This is a genomic window from Mucilaginibacter sp., assembly GCF_965200995.1.
Lineage (GTDB): Bacteria > Bacteroidota > Bacteroidia > Sphingobacteriales > Sphingobacteriaceae > Mucilaginibacter.
On the sequence record NZ_OZ241743.1, the window covers coordinates 241,707 to 259,085 of the forward strand.

Annotated in this window: 17 protein-coding genes; 7 read left to right on the forward strand and 10 right to left on the reverse strand. The window is 49.3% G+C overall.

The features are described from left to right. The first annotated feature begins 379 nt into the window (after positions 1-379). Together ACY652_RS01255 and ACY652_RS01260 are read left to right on the forward strand one after the other, a co-directional pair. Positions 380-1,300, forward strand: a complete 921-nt coding sequence (locus ACY652_RS01255; protein ID WP_462266106.1) for an SDR family oxidoreductase — start codon at positions 380-382, stop codon at positions 1,298-1,300. 12 nt (positions 1,301-1,312) lie between these two features. Further along, positions 1,313-2,239: a helix-turn-helix domain-containing protein gene (locus tag ACY652_RS01260; protein WP_462266107.1), complete on the forward strand. Its 927-nt coding sequence runs from the start codon at positions 1,313-1,315 to the stop codon at positions 2,237-2,239. 25 nt (positions 2,240-2,264) lie between these two features. On the opposite strand, the gene ACY652_RS01265 is transcribed toward ACY652_RS01260, so the two are convergent. The 10 genes from ACY652_RS01265 to ACY652_RS01310 form a co-directional block, all read right to left on the reverse strand. Further along, positions 2,265-3,089 carry an oxygenase MpaB family protein gene (locus tag ACY652_RS01265; protein ID WP_462266108.1) on the reverse strand — a complete coding sequence of 275 codons (825 nt, stop codon included), beginning with the start codon at positions 3,087-3,089 and terminating at the stop codon, positions 2,265-2,267. A gap of 176 nt (positions 3,090-3,265) precedes the next feature. After that, on the reverse strand, positions 3,266-3,667 hold the full coding sequence (locus ACY652_RS01270) for a ribosomal maturation YjgA family protein (RefSeq protein ID WP_462266109.1): 402 nt from the start codon (positions 3,665-3,667) through the stop codon (positions 3,266-3,268). Continuing rightward, positions 3,664-4,185: a hypothetical protein gene (locus ACY652_RS01275; RefSeq protein ID WP_462266110.1), complete on the reverse strand. Its 522-nt coding sequence runs from the start codon at positions 4,183-4,185 to the stop codon at positions 3,664-3,666. The genes ACY652_RS01270 and ACY652_RS01275 overlap by 4 nt, the downstream gene beginning before the upstream one ends. After that, positions 4,139-4,639: an SRPBCC family protein gene (locus ACY652_RS01280; protein ID WP_462266111.1), complete on the reverse strand. Its 501-nt coding sequence runs from the start codon at positions 4,637-4,639 to the stop codon at positions 4,139-4,141. Before ACY652_RS01280 ends, ACY652_RS01275 begins: the two co-directional genes overlap by 47 nt. Position 4,640: 1 nt before the next feature. Further along, the gene (locus tag ACY652_RS01285; RefSeq protein WP_462266112.1) at positions 4,641-5,600 is read right to left on the reverse strand and encodes a hypothetical protein; all 960 of its coding nucleotides are present in this window, start codon (positions 5,598-5,600) and stop codon (positions 4,641-4,643) included. Then, positions 5,597-6,544 (reverse strand): TIGR01777 family oxidoreductase, encoded by a 948-nt coding sequence (locus ACY652_RS01290; protein WP_462266113.1) that lies wholly within the window; start codon positions 6,542-6,544, stop codon positions 5,597-5,599. Before ACY652_RS01290 ends, ACY652_RS01285 begins: the two co-directional genes overlap by 4 nt. 3 nt (positions 6,545-6,547) lie before the next feature. After that, positions 6,548-7,369: a DUF393 domain-containing protein gene (locus ACY652_RS01295; RefSeq protein ID WP_462266114.1), complete on the reverse strand. Its 822-nt coding sequence runs from the start codon at positions 7,367-7,369 to the stop codon at positions 6,548-6,550. Positions 7,370-7,434: 65 nt separating this feature from the next. Then, a complete protein-coding gene (locus tag ACY652_RS01300; RefSeq protein WP_462266115.1) occupies positions 7,435-7,941 on the reverse strand; it encodes a GbsR/MarR family transcriptional regulator in 507 nt (168 codons plus the stop codon). Between the two features lie 192 nt (positions 7,942-8,133). After that, on the reverse strand, positions 8,134-8,382 hold the full coding sequence (locus ACY652_RS01305; RefSeq protein WP_462266116.1) for a hypothetical protein: 249 nt from the start codon (positions 8,380-8,382) through the stop codon (positions 8,134-8,136). A gap of 152 nt (positions 8,383-8,534) precedes the next feature. Next, the gene (locus tag ACY652_RS01310) at positions 8,535-10,316 is read right to left on the reverse strand and encodes a glycoside hydrolase family 15 protein (protein WP_462266117.1); all 1,782 of its coding nucleotides are present in this window, start codon (positions 10,314-10,316) and stop codon (positions 8,535-8,537) included. Between the two features lie 208 nt (positions 10,317-10,524). Here ACY652_RS01310 and ACY652_RS01315 point away from each other — a divergent pair, with 208 nt between their 5' ends. The 5 genes from ACY652_RS01315 (at position 10,525) to treZ (ending at position 17,338) form a co-directional block, all read left to right on the forward strand. Next, positions 10,525-10,827: a hypothetical protein gene (locus ACY652_RS01315; RefSeq protein ID WP_462266118.1), complete on the forward strand. Its 303-nt coding sequence runs from the start codon at positions 10,525-10,527 to the stop codon at positions 10,825-10,827. A gap of 96 nt (positions 10,828-10,923) precedes the next feature. Next, positions 10,924-11,508, forward strand: a complete 585-nt coding sequence (locus ACY652_RS01320) for an NUDIX domain-containing protein (protein WP_462266119.1) — start codon at positions 10,924-10,926, stop codon at positions 11,506-11,508. Between the two features lie 68 nt (positions 11,509-11,576). After that, complete coding sequence (locus ACY652_RS01325) at positions 11,577-12,830, forward strand: BamA/TamA family outer membrane protein (RefSeq protein ID WP_462266120.1); 1,254 nt, start codon at positions 11,577-11,579, stop codon at positions 12,828-12,830. A 547-nt stretch (positions 12,831-13,377) separates the two neighbouring features. Beyond that, positions 13,378-15,561 carry a glycogen debranching protein GlgX gene (gene glgX, locus ACY652_RS01330; RefSeq protein ID WP_462266121.1) on the forward strand — a complete coding sequence of 728 codons (2,184 nt, stop codon included), beginning with the start codon at positions 13,378-13,380 and terminating at the stop codon, positions 15,559-15,561. Then, the gene (gene treZ, locus ACY652_RS01335; RefSeq protein ID WP_462266122.1) at positions 15,503-17,338 is read left to right on the forward strand and encodes a malto-oligosyltrehalose trehalohydrolase; all 1,836 of its coding nucleotides are present in this window, start codon (positions 15,503-15,505) and stop codon (positions 17,336-17,338) included. Before glgX ends, treZ begins: the two co-directional genes overlap by 59 nt. Positions 17,339-17,379 lie beyond the last annotated feature (41 nt).

Below are 17,379 nucleotides of genomic sequence, written 5' to 3' on the forward strand. Positions count from 1 at the left end.
TTTAAGCGATAGCGAAGAAAGCCCCTGCTAAATCTCGCCCGGCAGGGAAACTTTTAAGCCTCACTGCCGGACTCAGGTGTTAAGAAGACAGATTTCAAGCTGCCGCTTATCTTGTCCCTCCCGAGGCGGTAATTATCCTTGATGGCCCGTACCCGGATGTCGCGGTTCATGCACTCGTTGAGCACGCCTATGATCATGAGCAGTTTTGCGGCCCAGCCGCGATAATGCGGAGTGGATAAATACGTTGCTTACTGCATAAGATAAATGCTGCAAAGGCAAATGGGCAGGGGAAAGGCAAATTTCGACTACAACAAAACCTGTTTCTACTACAGGCAGAATTAAAGATGTATCCACCTTTGTGGTTACAAAAACATAAGACATGAAAAGTATGCTAATCATAGGGGCCTCCGGGTTTGTAGGCGGATACCTGGCCCGGCAATTACTGACGGATGGTTACCACGTGCGCTGCCTGGTACGTAAACCTGAAAAGGTTAAGGCTCTGGCCGACCTGGGCTGCGAGATCGTAAAAGGCGATGTTACGGATTATGCATCAGTTCATGATGCGCTTAAATCCATGGACGCTGTTTACGTTTCTATCCATACGCTGGCGCCTCAGCATTCCGGCACGGCAGATCAGGAATTTATGGCCATTGAAATGGAGGGGCTGCAAAATATTGTTAAAGCCTGTAACACGCAAAATGTAAAGCGCCTGATTTATGTAACTTCGTTAGGAATCTCCGCAGACTCAAAAGACGCCTGGACTACGGGAAGATGGAAGGTGCAGCAGTATTTGCTGCATAGCGGCCTTGATGTTACTGTGATACAGCCGGGCATGATTGTGGGCATAGGCGGACAAGGGTTTAATATGGTGCTATCCAACGCGCAGAAAAATACCGCCTTGGTGATAGGAAACGGAAAAAGCAAGCTGCGTTGTATCGCCATTGATGACCTTGTATACAATTTGACCGGTGTATTGAATGAGCCCCGAACCTACGGGCAAACCTATGAGGTGGGCAGCGATGATGTGCTGACGGCCGACCAGTTGATTGACCAGGCTGCTGATGTGGCCGGGCATCGGCATCCCAGAAAAATTCATATTCCATTATCGCTGTTGCGCCTGGCCGCACCGCTTATTGAGCGCCTGGCTAAATCGCCCAAAGGCTCCATCAAAGGTGCTTTAGATGGTTTGGGTGAAGATCTGATTGGCGACCCATCGGCTATACGGAAAATTCTGCCGCACCAGCCATTGTCGTACAAACAAGCGGTTGAGCGGGCATTAAAAATATACCGGAACAAATAGCTTAATTGCAGAATGGAAAAAAGCCAGCCGTACCCTATCAAAACCATCAGCAAGTTTCACCGCTTATTGGGCCTGCCTGCACATGACCATCCGCTGATCAGTGTAATGAGGATTAAACCGTTTGAGCATGTACCTGAGGGCCTGCCGGGAACTGTTATGTACGGCTTTTATAGTGTAGCTTTAAAAAAGGGCTTTAAGGCTTCTGTTAAGATCAAATACGGTCAGCAAGCGTATGATTTTGACGAAGGTGTGCTCAGTTTTATGGCGCCGGGGCAAGTTACGGCGTTTGATCCCCAGAAATACAGCAGCCCGGAGCAATCGGGCTGGATGCTGCTCATTCATCCTGATTTTTTGTGGAATACCACGCTCGCCAAAAAAATCAGGCAGTATAAGTTTTTTGATTACTCGGTTAACGAAGCTCTGTTCTTATCAGATAAGGAGGAGGTTCAGCTAACCCAAATTATTGATAACATCAGTCTGGAATACCAGAATAATTTAGATAACCTGAGTCATGACATCATCATTACGCAGCTGGAATCGTTGCTCAGCTATGCTGAACGCTATTACCAGCGCCAATTCATGACCCGCAGGATAATGAACCACCAGCTTCTTGACCGGCTTAATGAGCAGCTTAATGCGTACTTTAACAGTTCAAATCAGCTGCGTAAAGGTTTGCCAACAGTTGGTTATATAGCCGGGCAGCTATCCGTATCGCCCGACTATTTAAGCGGTACACTTAAAACACTTACCGGCCTCACTACACAGCAGCATATTCACGAGAAGCTGATTGAGAAAGCTAAAGAAATACTATCTACCACCAATTTATCAGTAAGCGAGATTGCCTACCAGTTGGGTTTTGAACATTCACAATCCTTTAGCAAACTCTTTAAAACCAAAACCAATCAATCCCCATTAGCGTTCAGAGCCGCCTTTAACTGAGAAAAGGCATTTTTCAACCGGGTATTCATTCAGGCCGGGCGTCCAGCCCGCGTATTTGCGCTTTATAGGCGGATGGCAGCAGGGCTTCCTTCACCAGCCAGTCTAAGCGGAAGCGGCGGCTTAATTTGTACAGGCCGAGTGCCTGTTTCAGCAACGGCGGGCCGGTAAGCCCAAGGTATTGGCGCACTACGGCAGGCACGGTAAGCACCTGCACCTGTTTAAGCAGCCAGTAGCGTACAGGGCCTAAATGCCTGCGGTACTGGCGGTATAAATCCACCGTAAACTCACTTTTATGCAGGTTATCCTGCAGGTGTGCCTTGCGCATAATTTCCCATTCGGTATAGGTTTGCGGCAAACCGGCAATACCCATACGGGTACCTACACGGTTAAACACGTTAAACACTTCTTCGCGTTCGGCAAGGGTAAGCCGCCGTTCCAGCAGTTCATACGCCCGTATGGAGTAGTCTATCAGCATAAATAACACATCGCGGTACGCCCAGTCGGGTATCTGTGCGCCGCGCGCCTGCTCTACCCCCTGGTGGATGGCGGTAATGCGGTCAATAGCCTGATTGGCGCCGTGTTCGGTAGAAAACACGATCATGCGGGCGTATTCCACCGTAGAGAACAGCCGGGCCAGCGGGTCGGCCGGGAGGCGGCCGGTAAAGTACAACCAGTCTACCGCCTTATTCAGCGCAAACTCGGCCGCCGCCCCTGCAAAAATAAACAGGATGGTATCGGCCTTCCCCCAGATGTGCCGCACAATGGACTGCGGGTGAACGAACCCCTCCCCACCCTCCCCTTTAGGGAGGGCTTTTGATAATTCACTTTGATTTTCTTTTACAGCATGCATAAGACAAAAGGTTGTTATTTCGACCGGCAGGGAGAAATCTTCTGCTGCAGACCAGTCACCCGAAGAAGATTTCTTCCTGCCGGTCGAAATGACTAATTATTAATATTGACCTTAATTAAGCCCCCTCTAAACCCTCCCCGGGGAGGGGAGACTTTTGTTAACAATATATATATTTTTTAAAATCCCTCCCTTCTGGGGAGGGTTTGGGTGGGGCTGCGCATTTTTTCCACCACCACAACCAAACCTGCCCCCAGCGTATAGGCCAGCATATCCCCCCACATAAAGGTGGAACCCAAAATAAGCTGCGCCGCCCTGGATTGCGACAGGCCCAGCACATCAATTAAATGCAAATACTGCGCCCCTTCTACCGCGTAGGCAAAGAGTAATACCCCTATGGCAGCCGGTATTACCGGCAGTTGTATAAAACTCATCACGAAGCAATACAAAAATATCACCACTAAAAAATCGCCGCCGTAGGGACGGATGATGGCATCGTGCATATACAAGGCTATCAGCACCTCAATCAAAAACAGTGCGACGGCAAAGGCAAAATATACAGGTTGAAATTTCAGTTTCATACGCGGGCAATAATGGTTAAATGCGCCTGTTGCAGTTGTTTGATATGGTGCAGGGCAATGAACAGCGGAATACAGCCGATGATGCCAAAGGAACAATCCACACACTGCCAGAAGAACGGAATGCCGCGAATGCTGCCGGCAATAAAGGCCAGCGGCAAAATAAAGCCGCAGGCCAGCAGGCCAAACTCTATCACCCATACATTTTTTACCGGATCCTTCAGTGGCCCCACAAACAGCAGCGCCAGCATCAGGTGGGCAAAGGCCAGCCAGTCGGTACCATAACTAAGGAAAGGGTAACGACTATTTACATTGTGCAGGGCTTGCGTTACGGTACGTAACCAAACCTGCATGGCTGCCGGTAGCCCGCCGGCATGGACGCTGAGCCAGTGCAGCTCGGTTTCGAGCGGGAAGGCGGTAATACCACTGAGCGCCAGCCCCGCAATAATGATCCAAATGCACAGCCGGATGCGGCTAAGCCGCCGGGTTACAAAGGTTGGGTTTTGTGTTAAGGTGTTCATGGGGTTGATCTTCGGCTAATTGTTTAATGGTTTGGTTACGGCGCAGCAGCAGCCGGGTAAGGTAGGGCTTCAAAATCAGCGCGTCTGCCACCCTGCCCAGCCAGCCCAGCGGCGAGCGGAACACAAATTCGTCCGTCATGCGGGTGCCGTTGCCATGCGGCTTGAAATAATGATAATGCCGCATCATTTTGAACGGCCCTTTACGCATCTGGTCGGCAAAGAATACCGGCAACTGTACTTCGGTTAGCGCCACCTGCATGATAAATGGCCAGCCAAAGTGCCGGGCCTGCCAGGTAACGGTATCATGCAGGTTCATGAGGCCCGTGGTAGTACCGGCTATAGCTTGTTCTTGATACTGCTGCATTGAGGTAAGGTGTATATCTACGCTGCGCGACAGGTTAAAGCAAATTTCCGGCGGCGCCTGTATCAATGTGGTGAGTTTGATGATGGCCATGTTATTCAACCCTTTCTTTAATCACTTGTAAAATGTTGTTCTGAATATCCTTCATAATCCAGCCCGCCCACCACGAAGCGTAAAAATTAAAGGTGGTGGTTAGTTTATAGTGGCTGTACAGGTGCAGGCGATAGGTATTAGCATTCAGCTTTTGTAAGGCATAGGTGCCGTCAATTACATCAAAGTAGTCGCCGCCAATTACCACGTGCTCATCCATTGTGGTTGAAGGTATCTCGTAAGGGTGCGCTTTGATGGAAAAGCGCATCCGCCGCTGGTCTTCGTACTCCAGTACGGTTTCATGAAACACCAAGCCCTTTTCAAATATCGCCTTGCGGTAGGCCCCAATTCCATTATAGTTCAGTTCGGCCCTAACCGGGCGCGGAAAGCCTAAAGTGCGGGTAAGCCAGCCTTTATCCTGCTCGCGGCGGATGGCCGATACCCGTGTTACGTGGTTCCAGATATCCGCTTTGCCGGCATGTAAATCAATGTAGGTGTATGCCTCATATACATCAGGATGACTGCCGATATACTGTTCAACGGGTGCAACTAAAAGCGGTAAAAGTAAAGCTATTGAAACATATAAACGTTCGTTTTTGCTCTTCTTCAACTTATAATGACCTGCTGTTAAACCTCCTAATGAAGCCGCTATCATAAACAATGGTAAGGCCATACCCCAGCAAGCCGCGCCTTCCATAGCAGTTAACATTGTAACAGCAAGAAAGAATAACAAAGGCCACCATGGGGTGACAATACGGTACGACCTGCGCTGCACATATTCAACAGGTGCCAGATAAATAGTTAAGGCCCCAATACCAAACGGAACCAAAAACAAAAAGCTGATGGACATTACAATAAATAAATCGCCTTTTAACCAAGTGCTGTTAAACAATGCATAGATGCCCAGCAGTGCGATTAGGGGTATTGCTATAGTGAGAAAATAACGTATAATAGTATTTTTCATAATTGTGAAAGACTATTTTGTATTGATGAATTTACAATATTTTCTACGGCGCCTTCCAGCACCGGATAAGCAAACCGGTAACCGGCGGCAATGAGGCGGGCGGGCACCACCCAGCGGCTTTTCAAGATCAGTTCGGTTTCGGTGCAGATCAGTAATGCACCGATTTCGAGCAGCCAGCGCGGTGAGGGCAGGCCCAGCGGCATACCATATTGCCGGCGCAGGGTGCGCATCAGTTGATTATTTTGCACTGGCATGGGGGCGGTACAATTAAATATACCCTCCTGCTCGGGGTGTTGCAGCACCCATTCGGTAATACAGGCGACATCGTGCTCATGTACCCAGGCTACATACTGCCTGCCATTGCCCTGCTTGCCGCCCAGGCCCAATTTTACCAGGTTGCGCAGGCGCGGAAAAACGCCATCATTTTTTCCAAGCACAATGCCCATACGCATGGCCACCTTACGGGTGCCGGGTGTTTGCGTACCGAAAAAGGTGTGTTCCCATTGCGAACAAACATTAACGGAAAAGCCTTCGCCCAACTCGCCATGCTGCTCATCCTGAGGCCGGTCTTCGGCGTGGCGGTAAATAGTGGCCGAAGTAACGTTGATCCATAGTTTTGGCGGGTGCCGAAGCGTAGTGATAGCTTCCGCCAACAATTCGGTAGGTACGGTGCGCGAGTATAGTATCTCACGCTTGTTGCGTTCGTTATAACGGCAGTTCACATTTTTACCGCACAGGTTCACCAGCAGGTCGGCCTGTTCCAGTTCACTTACCCAGGCGCCGCTGGTTTTACCATTCCAAACTACGGTTCTGATGTTACCGCCGGCCGCGGCAGGGCGCCGGCTTAATATTACAATTTCTTCGGCCTTGGCCTCATAATAGGCGGCTAATACGGTGCCCAGATAGCCGTTGCCGCCTGCCAGTATAATTTTCCGGTATTCCATTACTTAGCGGATTAAAAAGATGAACAGCAGCACCAATAAGCGGTATACCACCCAACTGATGGTAAGCGCCCAGCCTAATGCCAGCAGGCGGCTGCGGCGTATATGCTCCAGCAGCATCAAACCGGCTACAGCCATAAAGTATATAGTGCAAACTATAGCCGGTAACTGCACCCAATGCGCCAGTATCAGCACCGGCCCTAATAATAAAGCGCCGGCAAAGGAGATGGTCATCATGTTACCCAGATAATCCCAGCGGCGGGCGGGCGCTACCCAACTAATAACAACGGCCTGAAAAAGAATTTGTCCGCCGCAGATCAGGTACTCCCGGTAAGCGTTTCCGGCAGGTACAATTCCGGCAAGCAGGTGCGCGTAAGCGGTAAGCAGGCCACCTACCACCATCCAGGTAAATGCCAGGTACAACAGGCGGTAACTCAGCCTGAAGGTGGGTTGTATCCCGAAAACATCCTTTTGACTGCCGGGAACAATTACCCGGCGGTTGTAGGATATAAAAGCATATACCTTACTCATCAGCCACAAAAAGGCGCCATTCTCAAATAAGGGTTTCAAAAAACGCACAGAATTACCGATTACCTTAAACAAACTGCTTACCCCGTAGGTAACCTCGCCGGTAGCGGTATTAACCAATGCAATTTCGTTTACAGCGCGCTGGCGGTCTACCAGCGGGCACAGGTTTTCGGGCAGGTGCTGGTAGGCTGCGCGGCCGCTACTTTCCAGCATCCCGCTCTTTATAAAGGTTTGCGTATATAAGCGGCACATCGGGCATTCGGCATCGTATAAAATGAGGTGATTGTTCAGGGTCTTCATACGCTTCTTTTTATTTTATACTATTTGAACTTTCAATAATTTATGAAATATTAAAACAAAAAATTTTATTTAAACATCTTAAATATCGAACCCCAAAACCAGTTCTCTTCCGCCTTTATCATGGTTTCGAGGGTACGGTTTACATTGGTGGCCAGCTTATTAATATCCGTTAATGACTTTTTAAATGTTTTAAAGGCCGGGTCTTTCTGATCGCCCTCTACCGCAGCCAGCTCATTTAATACCTTCAGCACCGGGTCAAGCTCGCGTTTTTTGCGCTCCTTGGCTACCTGCCGGGCTATGGTCCAGGTGTCTTTATCCGCAAAATAGTATTCCTTACGCTCGCCGGCCTTGTGCTGTTTTTCCACCAGGCCCCAATCCATCAGGTCGCGCAGGGTCATGTTGGCGTTACCGCGCGAAATGCTGAGCTGCTCCATCACCTCCTCGGTAGTTAACGCCTCGGGCGATACCAGCAGCAGGGCATGTACCTGTGCCATGGTGCGGTTAATCCCCCACTCCGACCCTAACTTGCCCCAGGCTTCGATAAATTTATTTTTGGCTTCTGGTAACTGCATATACAAAGGTAAACAACTTATCAAACTTTCAAAATGTTTTGAAAGTTTATTTTTATATAAAATTTTGCGGTGGTGCGTAAAACTTCCTGCCCATATCCCGTAAAAGTAACAGCAGCAAATAAGTTACACCTGCTGCTGTTGCTTTTTTACCGGCGAAAGATTAAGCCGGTCTGTTAATGAATCCCGTTTCTGTTATAAATCTTCATCGGGCAGATGATCATCATCCTCCGGGTCAGGCTCATGCAGGTCATCGTTCACCTGTATCTCATGCAGGTCGTTCTCGTCGTTCATCTCATCCTCCAGCTGCTCGTCGTCCTCATCGTCGAAGATATCATCATCACCGCCTCCGGCTGAAAAGTTGTACAGAAAGGAAGAATTGTAAAGCGTATTGCTGAATAAATAATCCTGCAGCGTAACTGCTTCAAAGGCATTCAATATCATAAGTAGTAAGTTTAATTGGTGGGCAGATAATTTAACTACACTAAGCCTTACTAAAAGTTTAGGCTTAGTCTTGTTTTTTTAAAAAATAACCGCCCTGTAATACCTTACGGTAAATATCCTCACATTTATAATTATCTCTACACCTGCAAGCGCTATTGTAATTTATTAACGGCCAACGCCGCGCTAATGAGCCCCAAATGTGTAAATGCCTGCGGGAAATTCCCCAACTGCTCGCCGCTTTTACTTAACTGCTCCGAATACAGCCGCAACGGGTTACCATAGCCCAGCAGCTTGGCAAATACTTCATTGGCTTTTTCGGCCTGGCCCATTTTGGCAAGGCACTCGGCATACCAGAAAGAGCAGATGGTGAAGGTACCTTCCTGGCCGTTTTGCGGCGCATTTTCTGCATCTCCCAGGTAACGGTAAATCAGCACATCTATTTTCAGCTCACGCTCTATGGCTTCCAGGGTTTTTACCCAGCGCTGGTCGGTTGGCGTAATATAGCGTACCATTGGCATTAATAAAACCGAGGCATCCAGCCTGTCGGTGCCTTTGGCCTGTACATAGGATTGCTTTTCCTCATTCCAGAAGTTTTCGTAGATGTCCATGTAAATCTCGTCGCGTACCTCAAACCAGCGCTCGCGGGGGAACGGGAAAGAACGCTGATCGGCAATCTTGATGGCGCGGTCCAATGCAACCCAGCACATCAGCCTCGAATGCAGGTATTCCTTTTTCTCCCCCCTAACTTCCCATATTCCATGATCTTTATCCTGCCAATGGGCAATTACAAATTCTACCTGCCGGGCCAGGCTCTTCCAAAAGTTATAGGTAATCTGGCCGCCATGCTTGTTGTATAAATAGATCGTATCAATCAGTTCGCCGTAGATATCCAGCTGCGTCTGATCTTTGGCGCCATTGCCAATCAATACCGGCTTAGAGTTCTTGTAGCCCGCAAACCGGGGCAGCTCTTCCTCCTCAGGTATACGCTTGCCATCCCAGGTATACAGCAGGTGCATATCCTTCTCAATGCAATGCCTCTCTATCCAGCGCATAAAGCATTCGGCATCGTGCATAAAACCCAGCTGCAGAAATATATACATGGTAAAAGAGGCATCGCGTATCCAGGCATAGCGATAGTCCCAGTTGCTTTTGCCGCCTATAATTTCGGGAAGGCCAAAGGTAGGCGCAGCAATTACCGAACCCTCTTTGAAAGAAGTGAGCAGCTTAAGGGTGATGGATGACCGGCGCACCGTTTCCATCCACCGCCCGGTAAACTTACACTGGTTGATCCAGTTGCGCCAGTAGCTGTACGTTTGCTCATAACATTGCAGTGCATAATCATGAAATGCCGTGCTGAAGCTGCTTTCCTCAACATGATTTTGCAGCACAAAGCACCGTACTTCGCCTTCCTTAAGCGTAAAACTGGCCTCCACCTGCCCGTTCTGCGGCGTAAGCGCTATCTCTGTCCACAGGTGCAGCTGCTCATCGCCGGCATCAAATAAGATACGGTCCCGGGCGGCAATGGTGGCCGTATGCTCTTTTTGGGCATACCCGAAACGCGGCTGGCATAAAAGCTTAAAAGTAATATCTCCGCGTATGGCCGTTACCTTGCGTACAATGGTCATTACCCCGCCGTCTTCATCCACCGGCATAAAGTCAGTAAGCTCTGCAATGCCGTCCTCCGCAAAAAAGCGGGTAACCAAAATGGCCGAATCAGTTAGATACAACTGTTTATAGCTAAGGTTTTCCATATCCGGCCTGATGTAGAACTGCCCGCCTTTATCGCCATCCAGCAGTGCGCCAAACACCGTAGGCGAATCGTACCAGGGCAGGCACATGTAATCTATTGATCCGCTGTTGGATACCAGCGCCACCGTATGCAGGTTGCCAATAATGCCGTAATCTTCTAATTTGTTATAATGCCCGGTATCCATTAAAAATCTGAGGTTAAGTATGCGGAAAAAATTAAGATATGTGGTAGAACAACTTTCAGCCGTTTTGTTTGCCCGGCGATGCCTGTAAACATAAATTCGCCCGCCGGTTTAAACCTTTAGCCCGAAAATTGGTCATTATATAAAACAAAATAATAATTTGAAGCATTTGGTTTATCAATTGCAGCTAATTTACTTAAATATCCATACCATGAAAAAGATCCTTTTTGCTTTCAGCATGATTTTCGCAGTAGTTATATCTTCAAACCAATCCATGGCACAACGCCGCAAGGGCATGAGCTCGCAGGCTAAAGGTGCGCTGATTGGCGGCGGCGCCGGTGTTGCCGCCGGTGCGTTAATAGGCCATAACGTAGGCGGCGCTGTATTAGGCGGCGCCCTGGGTGCAGGCGGCGGCTATGTGGTGGGCAACGAGATTAGGCGCAATAAGGCCAAAAAATACCGCGCCTACCGCAGAATGCACAGCCGTACTTATTATAGCCGCCGTCATCATTAACAGATCTTTAAAAAAAATTATTAATTGTTAACATAGTAAGCCTGTGGTATAATTTATGCCACAGGCTTATTTGTATAACTTAATTTACCAGATTTTATGGCGGATATTCAGATACTCGATAAGCAAACCCTTTCCAACAAAAAGTACCTGCTCGAAAGCGTAGCTTACCAGCAGTTTACACAACAAGGCGAAGCCGAAGATAAAAAGGCAGAAGTGTACTACCGGCCTGATGCGGCTGCAGTGCTGGTTTATAATGCCGAAAAGCAGGTTTTTCTGCTGGCCAAACAGTTCAGGCTGCCCGCCTACCTGAATGGCAGCGATACGGGCTATCTTACCGAAGCCTGCGCCGGATTGATTGATGAGGGCGAAACACCGGAGCAAACAGCTATCCGCGAAGCGGAGGAAGAATTGGGCTACCGTATTGGCAATGTTACGCCCTGCGGACACATTTATTCTTCGGCCGGCGGTATTACTGAGAAGGTTTATTTGTTTACCGCATCTTATACGGAACACGACAAGGTATCTGCCGGCGGCGGCGCACCGGGTGAGGGCGAAAACATTACACTGGTGGAACTTCATTTTGCCGATGCCCGGCGAATGCTGGAACAAGCCGAAATTATAGATGCCAAAACGCTGATGCTGCTGCAGCATTTCTTTCTGTTCCTTTACAAGGGAGCCTGAAGACGGTGCTGGTCATTCACTAAATATCGCTATCTTACAACACTTAACATTATATACACCTGTACGGCTTGGTTAAATACGTTCTTTCAGCATTGGTTATTTGGGGAATGGTAACTGCCGGCAGCGCAATGGCCCAAACCAGTAACCAGCCTGCCGCACCCGACCGCCTGCCCGACTCGGTAGGCAAAAGCCGCCCGGATACGGCTTATCAAAAGGATTTGATTGATGTATTCCGCGCTTTGCTGGATGTGCGAAAGTCGAGGGTAAAAGAGGAGCCCGGGCGCCGCGTTTATTTTTCCTTCCTGCCCACCGCCTCCACCATCCCAGGCGGCGGCAGGGCGCTTATTACCTCTACTACGGCCGGTTTCTACCTGGGCGACCGCAGCACTACCAACCTGTCCAGTATTTCATTCTCGCCTTACTGGAACTTCCATCAGCGGTATGGCGTACCAATACGCTCCAATATCTGGCTGCGCAACAACAAGTGGTTCATCAGCGGCGACAGCCGCTTTCTGGTATACCCGCAGTATACCTGGGGCCTGGGCGGCAACCGGTCATCCAATGATAAATTACTTATTGATTATAACTATATCCGCCTGTACCAAAGCCTGTTGCGGCGCATTAAACCCTACCTGCTGGTGGGTGTGGGTTATGATATTGACTACCGCATTAACATTCAGTCGGAAATTGATCAGAACAACCTGGAAAAATTTTCGGATTACCCCCTGGGTACGCGCCACGGGCAAAACTCTTTTTCGGCAGGGCCTACGCTTAATGTACTGTACGATAGCCGCAACAACTCCCTCAACCCGCTGCCGGGCTGGTATATAAATGGCATTTACCGTTTAAACTCCCCGGTGTTTGGCAGCTCGCGCCACTGGCAGTCATTGTATATAGATGTACGCAAATACATCTCGTTAAGCCATACGCGCCAGCAAAACAAACTGGCCCTGTGGGCTTATTACTGGACTACACTTAACCAGGGCGCGCCGTACCTTGACCTGCCAAGTTTAGGCTGGGACCCGTTTAACCGCTCGGGCCGCGGCTTTGAGCAGAACCGTTACCGTGGCCGTGGGCTGATTGATGTAGAAGCAGAATACCGGCGCGATATTACACGCAACGGCCTTGTTGGCTTTGTGCTGTTTGCCAATGCCAACTCGGTAACCGAGCCGGTAACCGGGCGGTATAGATACCTCCATCCTGCCGCCGGGGCCGGGCTGCGCCTCAAATTCAATAAAGGCTCAAATACCAATATCGGCTTTGACTTTGCCCGGAGCAAAGACCATAGCACCTATGGCCTGAGCATTGGCGAAGCTTTTTAAGTTATTGGCCCAGCCTCAACAGGCGTTTGCAAGAACTTAAACGGCGTTAAAACACACAACTAAAAGCTCTAAAAAGTGTAAACCCTGCTTTTTTGCAAGCTGCTGTCTGTCAGCATTTTAAACGTCATATTTTTTGAAAAGTGTAAACTTTGCCTTTACACTTTATTTACCTTTTGCCGGCCGGTCAGGGCGGTGCAGCAGCCATGGCCAGAAGGGCAGTTACTTCAGCTTTAAAAACATAGTGCAGCTTCCGTCTAACCAAAACAGCGTATCCGGGTACATCGGTAACATCAATCGCTTTCCTCTTCTTGATTAAAAATCCCCTTGTGTTGTCTCAAATAGTTTTCCACACCTTACGGGTGCTGTAATAATTAAACAAATTGGCAATGATGCCACATAATCATTTGATTTACAAAAATTTAATAGCGTTATCACATTTCATTACGATGTAGCGCATAAGGCTTATGCACAGTTTCCAGGTATACCTGCCTGCCTCACTATAGTACCCCCCACAAACATTTTATTTTCGATGACGGTTTAAAGCTATATGAACAGAACTGTACTACCCGGCACCGCCTACCCACAGGGTTCCACCTGGGATGGCCAGGGCACCAATTTTGCGCTTTACGCTGCACATGCCACCAAAGTGGAATTGTGCTTATTTGAGAATGAAAAGGAACAAACCGAAGTTGAGAAGATAGAACTAACCGAATGCTCGCACCAGGTATGGCACATTTACCTGCCCGATGTTCATCCCGGCCAACTGTACGGCTACCGGGTACATGGCGAATATGATCCGCACAATGGCAAGCGTTATAATCCTAATAAATTATTGATCGACCCTTATGCCAAGGCCATAGCGGGTACCATTGACTGGAACGAAACCCTGTTTGCTTACAATGTAAACAGTGAGGACAAGGATCTGACTTTTAGCGAAAGCGACAGTGCGCCCTTCATTCCCAAATCGGTGGTTATCAATAATGAATACGACTGGGAGGATGACAGATCGCCTAATCTCGAACTGCACGAAAGCATTATTTACGAGGCGCATGTAAAAGGCTTTACCATGCGTAATCCTGAAATACCCGAAAACATCAGGGGTACCTACGCCGGCATGGCGCACCCGGCCAGCGTTAAATATTTGCAGGAACTGGGCATTACCGCCATTGAATTGCTGCCGGTACACCACTTTGTAACCGACCAGCACCTGAAAGATAAAGGGCTGACCAACTACTGGGGTTATAATACCATCGGCTTTCTGGCGCCCGATGTGCGCTACTCCAGCAGCGGCACCTGCGGCGAACAGGTAACCGAGTTTAAGGATATGGTAAAGGCGCTGCACAAAGCCGGTATTGAAGTAATACTGGATGTGGTATATAACCACACCGCCGAAGGTAACGAGCTTGGGCCTACCCTCTCTTTTAAAGGAATTGACAATGAGGATTACTACCGCCTTACCGATGATAACAAGCGGTTTTATATGGACTACACCGGCACCGGCAACACGTTGAATGCCAATTTGCCAAGTGTGCTGCGCCTTATTATGGACAGCCTGCGCTACTGGATCACCGAAATGCACGTGGATGGTTTCCGGTTTGACCTGGCGTCGGCCCTGGCCCGCGAGCTGCGGGATGTGAACCGGTTAAGTTCCTTCTTTGAGATCATTTACCAGGATCCGCTCATTTCGCAGGTAAAACTGATTGCCGAACCCTGGGATGTGGGCGAAGGCGGCTACCAGGTGGGCAAGTTCCCTGCCGGCTGGGCCGAGTGGAACGGTAAGTACCGCGACAACATCCGTAATTACTGGCGCGGTGCCGAAAGTGAACTGGCCGAGTTTGCACAGCGCTTTACCGGCAGTGCCGACTTATATAAGGATGATGCCCGAAGCCCTACCGCCAGCATCAACTTTATTACTGCACATGATGGCTTCACCCTTAATGACCTGGTGAGTTATAACCACAAGCACAACGATGCCAACGGTGAAGGTAATAACGATGGCGACAATGACAACCGCTCGTGCAATTATGGTGAGGAAGGCCCTACCGGTAACCCGGAAATTAACGCCCTGCGCGAGCGGCAGAAAAAGAATTTCTTAGCTACTTTGTTTCTTTCGCAGGGCGTACCCATGCTCACGGCCGGTGATGAGATTGGCCGTACCCAGCAGGGTAATAACAATGCTTACTGCCAGGACAACGAGATTTCATGGCTGGACTGGGAGAATGCCGACCAGGAATTGCTGGCATTTACCAGGAAAGTGATTCGCCTGCGCAAGGAACATGCTTCGTTTTGCCGCAGGCGCTGGTTTAAAGGCGTGAATACCGACAAACCGATTGAGGATTTAGCCTGGTTTTTACCGGAAGGCGCCCACATGAACGAAGAGCACTGGAATAATGATTTTGCCAAATCAATGGCGGTGTTCATTAACGGGGAAGACTTGCACATGCATGATATTAAGGGTGAGGAGATAGTGGACGACCGTTTCTATGTCATCTTCAATGCGCACGATGAACCGATCAGATACCAGTTGCCCACCGCCGATTATGCGCAAGAGTGGCATAAGGTGCTGGATACCGCTAAAGACGACCTCTCTGACAAGGAAGTTTGCAAGGCCGGCGAAACCATTAAGGTATTAGGGCGTACTGTTGTAGTATTAACTTACCCGGTTACACAAAATGAACACTCAAAAACCTATCTCCCCGAAGAAACCAGGGGTGAGCTTCAACACGGATAACACCGCTGAGATAACCGTATGGGCACCCAAAGCCCATACGGTTGGTATCAAATTGTGCAGCACCAAGCAGGTGCTGCCATTGCAACAGCAGGAATATGGCTACTGGGCAATTACCTCAACTGAACTAAAGCCCGGCGACTGGTATAAGTTGGTTATTGATGATAAGACTTTTTTACCCGACCCTGCTTCGCTGAGCCAGCCCGAGGGCGTACATGGTGCATCAGCAGCGGTTGATCTGAACAAATTTGAATGGACGGACAATCAATGGCAGAATCCGCCCCTGCAGGATTACCTGTTTTATGAACTGCACACCGGCACCTTTACCCCTGAAGGTACTTTTGCCGGTATCGAGCAAAAGCTGGATCATTTAATAAGTTTAGGGATTACCGCCATTGAATTGATGCCGGTGGCCCGGTTTCCGGGCGAGCGCAACTGGGGGTATGATGGTGTTTACCCTTATGCCGTACAAGATTCGTACGGCGGTGCCGTTGGTTTACAGCAGTTAGTTAATGCCTGCCACAGTAAGGGCCTTGCCGTAGTGCTTGATGTGGTGTATAACCACGTTGGCCCGGAAGGTAACTATCTGGAGAATTTCGGCCATTACTTTACTGATAAATACCATACGCCCTGGGGCAACGCCATAAATGCGGACGATGCCTGGAGCGACGGCGTGCGCGATTACATCATTCAAAATGCGCTGATGTGGTTCAGGGATTTTCACATTGATGCCCTGCGCCTGGATGCCGTACATGCCATTAAGGATTTTGGTGCCGAGCACATCCTCCATCAGTTAAAAACGGAGGTGGATGCCCTGATGAAGGAAACCGGTAAAACACATTACCTGATTGTAGAGTGCGATTTGAACGACCCGCGCTTTATCAACCCGCAAACCCGGCATGGCTATGGCATGGATGCACAGTGGATTGACGAGTTTCATCACGCCCTGCGGATTACCGCCGGCGGCGAGCAAAGCGGCTATTATGCCGATTTTAACGGCATTGCCGATTTAGCCAAATCCTACCAGGATGCCTATGTGTATGATGGCCGCTACTCCCCGCACCGGCTTAAAATATTCGGCGGCAAGGCTGATGAGAATACCGGGCAGCAGTTTGTGGTGTTTTCGCAAAACCACGACCAGGTAGGCAACCGGATGCTGGGCGAGCGCAGCAGCACGCTGTTCAGCTTTGAGATGTGCAAGCTTATGGCCGGGGCCGTACTTACCGCCCCCTACCTGCCTATGCTGTTTATGGGTGAGGAATGGGGCGAACCCCACCCCTTCCTGTACTTTGTAAGCCATACCGACCCTGAACTGGCCGATGCCGTGCGCAAAGGGCGCAAAAAAGAGTTTGCCGCCTTCCATGCCGCAGGCGAAGCGCCCGACCCTATGGCTGAGGACACTTTCGGGCAATCAAAGCTACAGTGGCAGCTTCGCTTACAAGGGCATCATAAAGTAATGCTTGCCTTTTATAAGTCGCTGATTGCACTGCGCAAACAGGTACCGGCCCTGCATGTACTCAAGCGCCAAAATTTAACTGTGAGCTTCGATGAACAGAATAAAACGCTGCAACTGCATCGCTGGAACCAGCAAAGCCGCGTAGTAGTGCTGATGAACTTTGCCAATGAAGTAAAGGCCGTTACTACGAACGGTATGGCTGCTGTTCAAACATTGCTCTTCAATTCTGCCGATAGGCAGTGGGGCGGCCCCGGCCCTGTTACAGAACAGAAAGAGGATGCCATTTATCTGCAGCCGCAATCTTTCTGCATTTATCAATACTAATTTTCTGCCTGTTGCAAAAAGAACAAATAACGTGTTTGCGC